Below are 7,349 nucleotides of genomic sequence, written 5' to 3'. Positions count from 1 at the left end.
CCCCTCGCCCGCCCAGCTCGCCGCCGAACTCGCCCTGCCCGCCGCCCCGCTGCCCGATGCGTCACTCGCCGACACCCTGCGCAGGCGCACCTCGGCACGAGGACCCCTGTCCGGGCCACTGGACGCGCGGACCCTGGGCGGCATCCTCTGGTCCGCCTACGCCGGGAGCCACACCACGCGACAGCGCCTCCCCGACGACACCGTCCGCACCTTCCGACACCGCCCCTACCCCAGCGCCGGCGCCCTCTACAGCGTGCGCGTACGCCTGGTCGTCCTGGACGTCGCGGGACTGGCCCCGGGCACCTACCACTGCGTACCGGAGCGCCGTACCCTGCTCCCGATCGGCCCGGCACCGTCCGTCACCGAGCTCAAGTCACTGTCCTCCTACCTCTCCCGCCCGGCGGACGACCCCGAGGCGGTGGGCATCGACGAGGTCCCGGCCCTCCTCACCGTCCATCTCGACCTCGGCCTGCTGCGCCGCCGGTACGGCCTGCGGGCCCTGCGCCTCGGCCTGCTGGAGGCCGGGCACCTCACACAGACCCTCCTGCTCACGGCGGCCGCGTTCGGCCTGGGTACCTGCCCACTCGGCGGCCTCCACGACGACCTCGCCCACGAACTCCTGGGCCTGGACGACCTCGACGAACCGATCCAGTACCTCCTCCCTCTGGGCCGTCGGCCACCGGACCCGGTGACGGACGGCTCCGCGGGAGTGTGACGCACTTCGCCGGGCCGCGCTGAGGACGATCCGCTCCCGCGGGCCGGGCCACCCCTGTCTCATCACCGTCGATGCAAGGTTTCGGCTGCGGGAGGAGCGGCAAACGGCGTGTCCGGAGAGGCATGGATCACAGGCGTCCGTGTCACAGGGCGTCCTGCTGTCTCGTCCCTGGTGTGTGGCAACCGATGAACACGGAGGAGCACATCATGGGCGCACGACTGGACTACTTCGCCAGCCCGACGGCCGGAAAGGCCCTCAAGTACCTCATGTCGGCGGGTAAGACGCTCAAGGAGTCGACATTGCCTGCCGCGACGCAGGAGCTGGTGGCCCTGCGCGTGAGCCAGATCAACGGCTGCGCCGTCTGCATCGACATGCACACCAAGGAGGCCTCCGCGGCCGGCGAGACCGCCGTGCGCCTGAACCTGGTGGCGGCGTGGCGGGAGGCCAAGGTGTTCACCGAGGCCGAGCGTGCCGCGCTGGAGCTGGCGGAGCAGGGAACCCGCGTCGCTGACGCGGCCGGCGGGGTGAGCGACGAGGTGTGGGAACGTGCCGCGAAGCATTACGACGAGGAGCAGCTCACCGCTCTGGTGCTCCTCGTCTCCTTCATGAACATGGCCACCCGGATGAACGTGATCGCCCATCAGCAGGGCGGCGACTACGAGGTCGGGCAGTTTCACTGAGTGGCCCATGGACGACCCGCCCGGGGCGCTGTCACAGGCCCCGGGCCCGGGGCGTTGAACAGCCCCGCGGACGAACCGCGACATCAGCAGAATGTGCCCGCGCCGGGAACCGCGGCCGGGCGTGGAGACTCGAGGGAGCTACGGTGTGAACAAGGTCGAGGAGTTCGAGAGACTGCGGCCACTCCTGTTCTCGATCGCCTACCGGATTCTGGGCAGCGTGAGCGAGGCCGAGGACGCGGTGCAGGAGACGTGGCTGCGCTTCGACGGCTCGCCCGCCCTTCCCACGTCGGTCAAGGCCTTCCTCTCCACCACGGTGACCCGGATTTCGATCGACGTACTGCGCTCCGCGCGGGTGCGGCGAGAGGAGTACATGGGCCCGTGGTTCCCCGAGCCACTGCTCAGTGACCCCTATCAGGATCCGGCGCGCTCGGCGGAGTTGGCCGACTCGGTGTCGATGGCGGCGCTACTGCTGCTTGAGCGGCTCAGCCCGCTGGAGCGGTCGGTGTTCGTGCTGCGGGAGGTGTTCGGCTTCGGGTTCGACGACATTGCCTCGGCGGTGGGTCGTTCCGAGGCGGCGTGCCGACAGTTGCTGGTGCGGGCACGGCGGCACATGGAGGCCGGCCGGCCGCGGTTCGAAGCGGACCGCAGTGAGCGTGAGGAACTGGCGACGCGGTTCTTCGACGCCCTCCGCGAAGGCGACGTCGCCGGCCTGCGGGATCTGCTCGCCGCCGATGTGTCGATGGTCGGGGACGGCGGCGGCAAGGCCCCGCAGCTGGCCAAGGCCGTCGTCGGCGCCGAGAACGTGGCCCGGCTGCTGGCCTCCGTCTTCCCGTTGATGGCCCGGATCGACGTGACGTTCGAGCCGCGCGAGGTCAACGGCCAGCCCGGCGCGATCTTCCGCGACCGGGACGGCAGGGTCCTCCATGCTCTGGCCCTCGACGTGCTCGATGGGCAGATCCAGACCATCCGCTCAGTGATCAACCCCGACAAGCTCGGTCACCTCGGGCCGGTCGCTGACGCCTGGGCCATCGACCGCGAGGTGAAGCAGGCCCGTCGGCAGACGAAGTGACCTCGATCCTCCAGGTCTTCATGCGGGCGAAGACGTGCTGACGTGACCCGGCAGTGGCTGGGCGTGCAGAACCGGCCAAGCGCCAGTGGAAGGGCACGACCCGCTGTGCCCGCCGCTTTCTCGACCGGAGGTCTCGAACACTCCGGTGACAACAGGCCTGCCCATGTGATGTCGGCGGACCGCCGCAGCCGGAGCTCAGTTCGCGTACCTGATGACCAGGCACAGAGCCGCGAACAGCACAACGGACGCGCCGAGCAGCGTCAGCGCCGCCGGGACCATCGCCGTCAGCTGTTCATGCCCTTGCGCCGACCCGCGCGGAACACCGGACAAGCCAGGACGACCGGCAGTGCCACAAGAGCGAGGAGGATCATCGGCGTCGAGAGCCGACTGGACGCGCTGGTGCCGGTATCGGTGACCAGGTGCCAGGCGGTTGTACCGAGAACCGTTGCCAGACCGGCCAGCAGGACGAATGCCAGGACCGACGCCACGGCGACGGTCAGTCCTTCGGTCAGCCGCTCGGCACGCGTACGCTCGCGGTCCGCTTCGGTCGTCCCGCTGTACCCCATGCTCATCCCCCAGGTGCCGCGGTTCGATATTGCCAGGGCTCCGGTCGAGCCGCTCAGCCCGTGGCCGCGGGACCACGACACCAAGGCGCCCAGAGCCACCGGCATGATGATCTCATGGGGCCACCGTGCCCACCGGCCCGTCGGCGTCCGCCGCCAGGCCGAGGACGCGAGCAGTTGCGGCAGGTAGGCGGCCACGTTCCGTCCGGGCCCGCGGGTCCGGGCCCGGAGGAACATGACGGCGGTGGGCCCACTCAGCAGGGCGTGCCCGCCGGCTGCGCGACGATCGTCACAGGCCGATGGTGCCCGGGCCCGCCCCGCGCATCACGGTGTCCTTGACCGCCTGCGGGTCATCGACGACGTAGTCGTAGTAGTCCGCCGGGTTCTCGACGCTGCCGCCCGTGACCGGTTCGCCGGTGTCGCCGACGAAGACGTTGTTCCGTTCGACGAGACTGCCCTCCGGGCCCGAGTAGCTGTTCGTGATGGGCTCCTCGACGTCCTCGAAGTAGTTGCCCTCGACGAAGCAGCCCGAGTCCGCGTTGCAGGCCGGGCCGGTGTCGCTGTTGTCGAGGAAGTAGTTGTTGTAGATGTGCACCGGGTCGCCGAAGCGGGTGCGCGGATTGCGCTGCGGTGTGCGGTCGTACCAGTTGTGGTGGTAGGTCACCTTCAGTCGGCCGATGTCCTGGGCCCCGTTCTTGTCGGAGTGGCCCAGGAGCATGTTCTTGGCGTGGTGGTGGGTGTGGTTCCAGGACACGGTGATGTAGCTGGAGCCCCGTTTGATGTCGATCAGTCCGTCGTAACCGGCGGACAGGTCGTTGTGGTCGATCCAGATGTGGTGCGAGAACATCTGCACGTTGATGGAGTCGTCACTGGCGTTCTTGAACGTCAGGTTCCGGACGATGACGTTGTGCACGGCGTTCGCGGGCGGAGAGGTGACGCTGTCACTCGCGGGGAGGCCGATGTTCAGGCCGCCGCCGGAGATGCCGGACGACGCGCCGACCCCGACGATCGTCTTGTCCGAGCTGACGTCGTACATACCGGCGGGCAACGCGATCATGCCGTTGACGCGGACGGTCCTCGGCCCCTCGGCCTTGATGGCGGCGATGAGGTCGGAGGCGGTGGAGACGGTCACGGTCGGGCCGCCCGCGCCGCCGGTGGTGCCGTTCTGGCCCCACGCGTCGACGCTCGCGAATCCGGTGGGCGCCGACTCCGCCAGTACGGCCGGTGCGGCCGGGACGGGAGCGGGAGCGACGGCCGTGACGGACAGGGCGGCCAGGGCCGTGAGGAGAAGAGTGCCTGAGCGGTGCATCGCGGGCCTCCGGGGTTCAGGCGATCCTGCCGACGCCGACGCCGGCCGGGACGGTGGTGGGGACGGTCGACGGGGCGTCGAGCGTGTACGCGTAGTAGGTGCGCGGCTCGATCACCGTGCCCAGGGTCTGCGGCGCCCCGGAGTTGACGTACAGATTGTTCCGTTCGACCACCCTGCCGGGTCCGCTGTCGTCGTAGCCGGAGTAGATCGGGTGGGCGACGTTCTCGAAGTAGTTGCCCTCGACCAGCACGCCCGCGTTCTCCGTCGAGGCCACACCGTAGAGGGTGTTGTTCCGGTAGTAGTTGTTGTAGACGTGCACCGGCTCGGCGAACCGCACGCGCGGGTGGCGCTGGTCGGTGCCGTCGAAGAAGTTGTGGTGGTACGTCACGCGCAGCTTCCCCGGTCGGCCGTGTAGGTGTCGCTGTGGCCGAGCAGGCAGGTCTTGCTGTGGTCGTGGAAGTGGTTCCAGGAGACGGTGACGTAGTCCGACTCCCGCTTGATGTCGAGCAGTCCGTCATAGCCCTGCGAGAAGTCGCAGTGGTCGATCCACACGTGGTGGGCGCGGTTGGTGACGCTGACGGAGTCGTCGGAGGCCCGGGTGAAGCGGATGTTGCGGATGATGACGTTGTTCCCGGGCCTGGTCGTGGAGCCGAGCTGGAGACCGCCGCCGGTGATCTCGGCGGTGGAGCCGACGCCGAGGATCGACTTGTCCGCTACGACGGTGATCATGCCGCCGAGCTGGACGCGGCCGGAGACGAGGATGACGTACGGCGAGTTGCGGCCCGCGTAGTCGGCGAGCTGGGCGCCGGTGGTCACCGTCACGGTCGGTCCGGCGACACCGCCGGTCGTGCCGGTCAGGCCGAGCGCGCTGACGCTCGCGAAGCCGTCGGCGCTCTGCGCCGCCGCCGCGGCGGCGAGCTGGACCGGGGAGCCGGCGGCCCGTGCGCGCGGGGCCGCGCCGACGGCCAGGGAGGCGGCGGCCACCGTCGCCGCGGTGCCCGCAAGCAGGCCCCGGCGGGTGACGGCGGCTGTTCTCGGGGGAACTTCTGTCACGGAAGGCTCCTTCAGATCCGGCCGGCGCCGGCACCGGCGGGAACGGTGAGGGGGAGGGTCGCGGGGGCGTCGAGGGTGTACGCGTAGAAGACGCGGGGTTCGACGACCGTGCCGAGCGTCTCGGGCTTCCCGCAGTTCACGTAGACGTTGCCGCGTTCCACCACCCGGCCGGGTCCGCTCTCGTCGTAGCCGGAGTAGATGGGGTGGGCGACGTTCTCGAAGTAGTTGCCCTCCACCAGCACGCCCGCGTCCTCGGTCGACGCCACGCCGTAGAGGGTGTTGTTCCGGTAGTAGTTGTTGTAGACGTGCACGGGTTCGCCGAAGCGGACACGGGGGTGGCGTTGGGCCGTGCCGTCGAAGAAGTTGTGGTGGAAGGTGACCCGCAGCCTGCCGCGGTCCTGGCTGCCGTTGGCGTCCGAGTGGCCGATCAGCATGGTCTTGCTGTGGTCGCGGAAGTGGTTCCAGGAAACGGTGACGTAGTCCGCGCCGCGCACGATGTCGATCAGGCCGTCCGCGCCCGTGCTGAAGGTGCAGTGATCGATCCAGATGTGGTGCGAGGACTGCTGGATGCTGATCGAGTCGTCCTCGGCGTCCGTGAACCGCAGGTTCCTTATGATCACATTCTGTCTGCGGTACATGTCGAGTCCGCCGCCGGTGATCTCCGCGTCGGCGCCCAGTCCGATGATGGTCTTGTTGGAGCGCACACCCTGTTTGCTGGTGATGCGCAGGGTGCCCGAGACCTGGATGACGTAGGGCTCGTCACGGTCGCAGTAGTCCAGGAACGTCTCGGCGTCGGTGACGGTGACCACGGGGCCGCCGGCGCCGCCGGTGGTGCCGGTCAGGCCCAGTGCGGGGACGCTCGCGAAGCCGTCGGCGCTCTGCGCCGCCGCGGCGGCGAGCCGGACCGGGGAGTCGGCCGCCCGGGCGCGCGGGGCCGCGCCGACGGCGGGCAGGGCGGTGGCCACGGTGGCGGCGGTTCCCGCCAGCAGGCCGCGCCGGGTGAGAGCGGGGAGGTTCCGCATCGTCGTCTCGCCTCCGTTCCTCAGATTTTCCCGACGCCGGCCCCGGCCGGGACGGCGGTCGGGACCTCGGCCGCCCGCTGCGGGGTGTAGGCGTAGTACGTACGCGGGTCGATGACCGAACCCCGCGTCTCGATGGCGTGGTTGCACTCCATGAGGACGTTGTCGCGCGCGACCAGCCGGCCGAGGCCGCCACTGAAGTCCACGCGCGCCGGGTTGTTGACGCTGTGGAAGTAGTTGCCCTCCAGCACCACCCCGGCGTCCATGGTGGAGGCGACGCCGTAACTGTTGTCTCGGTAGTAGTTGTTGTAGACGTGCACCGGCTCGGCGAACCGGACCCGTGGATTGCGCTGGTCGGAGGCGTCGAAGTAGTTGTGGTGGTAGGTGACGCGCAGCCGTCCGCGGTCCTGTGCGGCGTTGTCGTCGTCGTGTCCCAGCAGCAGGGTCTTGTCGTGGTCGTGGAAGCGGTTCCAGGACACGGTGATGAAGTCCGAGCCCCGTTTGATGTCCACGGCGCCGTCGTCCCCGTCGGAGAAGTTGTTGTGGTCGATCCAGATGTGGTGCGAGAACATCTGGATGTTGATCAGGTCGTCCGTGGCCCCGTCGAACGACAGGTTGCGGATGATGATGTTGTGCACCGCGTCAGCGGGTGGGTCGGTGACGTCCTCACGCACCGGGAGGCCGATGTGCAGCCCGCCGCCGGTCAGCCGCGCGGTGCTGCCCAGACCGACGATGGTCTTGTCGGACGCGACCGGGTGCATGCCGTCGCTGGAGCCGGTGGGCAGTGTGATCGCGCCGCTGACCTGGACGACCAGGGGTTCGGGGCGGGAGATGTAGTCCAGGAACTGCGCGGTGGTGGAGGCCGTGACGACCGGTCCGCCGGCGCCACCGGTGGTGCCGTTCTGTCCGAGCGTGTTGACGGAGGCGAAGCCGTCGGCGGT

At 69.5% G+C, this 7,349-nt stretch carries 9 protein-coding genes; 3 read left to right on the top strand and 6 right to left on the bottom strand.

Features of this window, described 5'->3' with window-relative positions; all coding sequences use genetic code 11:
* From CCN42_RS35445 to CCN42_RS35435, 3 genes are all read left to right on the top strand, one after another.
* A partial coding sequence (locus CCN42_RS35445) for a SagB/ThcOx family dehydrogenase (RefSeq protein ID WP_169731585.1) occupies positions 1–715 on the top strand: 715 nt, incomplete at its 5' end.
* A 206-nt stretch (positions 716–921) separates the two neighbouring features.
* Positions 922–1,395 carry a carboxymuconolactone decarboxylase family protein gene (locus CCN42_RS35440; protein ID WP_086741469.1) on the top strand — a complete coding sequence of 158 codons (474 nt, stop codon included), beginning with the start codon at positions 922–924 and terminating at the stop codon, positions 1,393–1,395.
* 145 nt (positions 1,396–1,540) lie between these two features.
* Positions 1,541–2,464 (top strand): RNA polymerase sigma-70 factor, encoded by a 924-nt coding sequence (locus CCN42_RS35435; protein ID WP_086741467.1) that lies wholly within the window; start codon positions 1,541–1,543, stop codon positions 2,462–2,464.
* A 284-nt stretch (positions 2,465–2,748) separates the two neighbouring features.
* On the opposite strand, the gene CCN42_RS35430 is transcribed toward CCN42_RS35435, so the two are convergent.
* The 6 genes from CCN42_RS35430 to CCN42_RS35410 all read right to left on the bottom strand — a co-directional run.
* On the bottom strand, positions 2,749–3,225 hold the full coding sequence (locus tag CCN42_RS35430) for a hypothetical protein (RefSeq protein WP_143662136.1): 477 nt from the start codon (positions 3,223–3,225) through the stop codon (positions 2,749–2,751).
* 91 nt (positions 3,226–3,316) lie between these two features.
* On the bottom strand, positions 3,317–4,336 hold the full coding sequence (locus CCN42_RS35425) for a pectate lyase family protein (protein WP_086741465.1): 1,020 nt from the start codon (positions 4,334–4,336) through the stop codon (positions 3,317–3,319).
* A 16-nt stretch (positions 4,337–4,352) separates the two neighbouring features.
* Positions 4,353–4,724, bottom strand: coding sequence for a pectate lyase family protein (locus CCN42_RS45775; RefSeq protein WP_281259557.1), 372 nt, complete (start codon positions 4,722–4,724; stop codon positions 4,353–4,355).
* Complete coding sequence (locus CCN42_RS45770; protein ID WP_281259556.1) at positions 4,721–5,389, bottom strand: pectate lyase family protein; 669 nt, start codon at positions 5,387–5,389, stop codon at positions 4,721–4,723. The genes CCN42_RS45775 and CCN42_RS45770 overlap by 4 nt, the downstream gene beginning before the upstream one ends.
* An 11-nt stretch (positions 5,390–5,400) precedes the next feature.
* The gene (locus CCN42_RS35415) at positions 5,401–6,411 is read right to left on the bottom strand and encodes a pectate lyase family protein (RefSeq protein WP_086741464.1); all 1,011 of its coding nucleotides are present in this window, start codon (positions 6,409–6,411) and stop codon (positions 5,401–5,403) included.
* A gap of 20 nt (positions 6,412–6,431) precedes the next feature.
* Positions 6,432–7,349 (bottom strand): pectate lyase family protein (locus CCN42_RS35410; protein ID WP_211294861.1); only part of this gene is annotated, 918 nt, incomplete at its 5' end.

This window comes from Streptomyces glaucescens, from assembly GCF_002154375.1.
Lineage (GTDB): Bacteria > Actinomycetota > Actinomycetes > Streptomycetales > Streptomycetaceae > Streptomyces > Streptomyces glaucescens.
This window is presented reverse-complemented; position numbering and strand designations above follow the sequence as displayed.

Excerpts from the sequence above, each read along its gene's own strand:
- CCN42_RS35440 (WP_086741469.1), top strand. The coding sequence starts at position 922 with ATGGGCGCACGACTGGACTACTTCGCCAGCCCGACGGCCGGAAAGGCC.
- CCN42_RS35425 (WP_086741465.1), bottom strand. The coding sequence starts at position 4,336 with ATGCACCGCTCAGGCACTCTTCTCCTCACGGCCCTGGCCGCCCTGTCC.
- CCN42_RS35415 (WP_086741464.1), bottom strand. The coding sequence starts at position 6,411 with ATGCGGAACCTCCCCGCTCTCACCCGGCGCGGCCTGCTGGCGGGAACC.